The organism is Cellulomonas sp. P5_C6, assembly GCF_054049635.1.
Genome location: NZ_JBFULZ010000309.1, coordinates 1 through 2,750, shown reverse-complemented (window position 1 = coordinate 2,750; position 2,750 = coordinate 1). Strand labels below are relative to the sequence as shown.

Annotated in this window: 3 protein-coding genes; 2 read left to right on the top strand and 1 reads right to left on the bottom strand. The window is 72.3% G+C overall.

All coding sequences use genetic code 11. From position 1 onward, the window contains the following. On the bottom strand, positions 1-1,494 hold a 1,494-nt coding region (locus ACXJKG_RS20555; RefSeq protein WP_456847576.1), incomplete at its 3' end, for an ABC-F family ATP-binding cassette domain-containing protein. 162 nt (positions 1,495-1,656) lie between these two features. Here ACXJKG_RS20555 and ACXJKG_RS20550 point away from each other — a divergent pair. After that, entirely contained in the window at positions 1,657-2,331 is a 675-nt protein-coding gene (locus ACXJKG_RS20550) for a biotin transporter BioY (RefSeq protein WP_456847575.1), read from the top strand. A 7-nt stretch (positions 2,332-2,338) separates the two neighbouring features. Next, on the top strand, positions 2,339-2,750 hold a 412-nt coding region (locus tag ACXJKG_RS20545), incomplete at its 3' end, for an ATP-binding cassette domain-containing protein (protein WP_456847574.1).

Genomic DNA, 2,750 nt, shown 5'->3' with positions numbered 1-2,750 from the left:
GTCGTGTGACACCAGCACGACGGCTCCGGCGTAGCCGCGCAGGGCCGCGAGGATCTCCTCGCGCGACGCCGGGTCGAGGTTGTTCGTCGGCTCGTCGAGCAGCAGGACGTTCGCGCTGGAGACCACCAGGGCCGCGAGCGCGAGGCGGGTCTTCTCGCCGCCGGACAGCACGCGCGCGGGCTTGTCGGCGTCGTCGCCCGAGAACAGGAACGAGCCCAGCACGGACCGCACCTGGGTCTCGGTGAGGTCCGGCGCGGACGACTTGAGGTTCTCGACGACCGTCCGGTCCATGTCGAGCGTCTCGTGCTCCTGCGCGTAGTAGCCGAGCTTGAGCCCGTGCCCGGAGTGGACCTCGCCGGTGTCGGACTTCTCGACGCCGCCGAGGATGCGCAGCAGCGTGGTCTTGCCGGCACCGTTGAGCCCCAGCACGACGACCTTGCTCCCGCGGTCGATCGCGAGGTCGACGTCGGTGAAGACCTCCTGGGACCCGTACGTCTTGGAGAGCCCGGACGCGGTGAGCGGAGTCTTTCCGCACGCGGCCGGCTCGGGGAAGCGCAGGCGCGCCACCTTGTCCGACGCCCGGACGTCCTCGAGCCCCGAGAGCAGGCGCTCGGCGCGCCGGGCCATGTTCTGCGCGGCGACGGTCTTGGTGGCCTTGGCGCGCATCTTGTCGGCCTGCGCCATGAGCGCGGATGCCTTCTTCTCGGCGTTGGCCCGCTCGCGACGGCGGCGCTTCTCGTCGGTCTCGCGCTGCTGCAGGTACGCGTCCCAGCCGAGCGCGTACTGGTCGAGCTGTGAGCGGTTCGCGTCCAGGTGGAAGACCTTGTTGACGACCGCACGCAGCAGGTCCGCGTCGTGCGAGATCACGATGAGCCCACCCGAGTACGACTTCAGGTAGTCGCGCAGCCACATGATCGAGTCGGCGTCGAGGTGGTTGGTGGGCTCGTCGAGCAGCAGCGTCTCGACGCCCGAGAACAGGATGCGGGCGAGCTCGACGCGACGGCGCTGACCACCCGAGAGGGTCCCGATGGTCTGGCCGAGCACGCGCTCGTCGAGGCCGAGGTTCGACGCGATGCGGTGCGCCTCGCTCTCGGCGGCGTACCCGCCGGCCGCGTTGAACCGGGAGTCGAGCCGGGAGTAGCGGTCCATCGCCTTCTCCCGGACGGCGTCGTCCTCGCTGGCCATCGCCGTCTCGGTGGCGCGCATGGCACGCACGACCTCGTCGAGCCCGCGGGCCGACAGCACGCGGTCCATCGCGAGCTGCTCCAGGTCACCCGTGCGAGGGTCCTGCGGCAGGTAGCCGACGTCGCCCGAGCGGATGATCTGACCGCCGGTGGGCTGGGTCTCCCCCGCCAGGGTCTTGGTCAGTGTGGTCTTGCCGGCGCCGTTGCGACCGACCAGACCGATCCGGTCGCCGGCCGCGATGCGGAACGACGACTCCTCGAGCAGCACGCGTGCGCCGATGCGCAGCTCGACAGCCTGGGCAGTGATCACTTGATGGTTTCCTCCGAGTTCGCCGCGCTGGCGTTGGCCGCGGGCACAAACGCCACCAAGTCTACGACCGGCTAGCGTGGCGACCGGCCGCAGGGGACGGACGTCACATCCCCGCACCAGCGCGAACGCCCGCTTCCGCCACGACGATCGAGGGGTCACCCCATGTCCGCACCCGAGGACGAGACCGCCGCCGCCCTGCCCGCACCCGTCGCCCGCGCCTCCGTGAGCACGGACGTCGCGCTCGTCGCCAGCTTCGCCGCCTTCATCGCCGTGTGCGCGATCCTGCCCGGCATCCCGACGCCGTCGGGCGTCCCCATCACCCTGCAGACCTTCGGTGTCATCCTCGCGGGCCTGGTGCTCGGGTGGCGTCGCGGCGGCCTGGCCGCCCTCCTCTACCTCGTGCTCGGGCTGGCCGGCCTGCCGATCTTCGCCGAGGGGACCGGCGGCCTGGTCGTGCTGAGCAAGCCGTCCGTGGGCTACCTGCTGGCCTTCCCGTTCGCCGCCGCGCTCGCCGGGGCCTTCGGCGGGATCGCGCTGCGGCTGGCCCCGCGGCTGCAGGCGTCGACGTTCGCGGCACGCCTCGGCCAGTGGGCCGTCCGCACCACCTCGGCCTGGCGGTACCCGCTCCTCGTGCTCGCCGGCCTGGGCGCCAGCTTCCTGACCATCCACCCCGCCGGGATCGTCGGGCTGATGGCGCGCCTCGGGATCTCGTTCCGCGAGGCCCTCGCGATCGACCTCGTGTACTGGCCCGGCGACGTCATCAAGAACCTCGCCGCCGCCGCCGTCGCCGTCGCGATCTTCAAGGCCTTCCCCGACATGCTGCGCTCGCGCCGCTGACGCATCCGTGATCGTCCTCGACGACGTCCTCGTCACCGCCTACAGCCCCGACCCGGCGGGCGGCGCGGACCGCGTCGTGCGCCTGCTCGGCCCGGTGACGCTGGAGCTCGCCGAGCGGCGGGTCGCGATCGTCGGCGCCAACGGCTCGGGCAAGTCGACGCTGGCGCGCCTGCTCAACGGCCTCGTCCTGCCGTCGTCGGGGACCGTCCACGTGGACGGCCTGGACACGGCCAAGGACGGGGCGGCGGTGCGCCGCAAGGTCGGGTTCATGTTCACGGACCCGGACGCCCAGCTGGTCATGCCGACGCCGGTCGAGGATGTGGCCCTCTCCCTGCGGCGTCTGCCGATGACGCCGGCCGAGCGCGACGTCGCCGCGCGCGCCGCGCTCGCCAGGTTCGGGCTGGCCGAGCACGCCGAGG

Excerpts from the sequence above, each read along its gene's own strand:
- ACXJKG_RS20550 (WP_456847575.1), top strand. The coding sequence starts at position 1,657 with ATGTCCGCACCCGAGGACGAGACCGCCGCCGCCCTGCCCGCACCCGTC.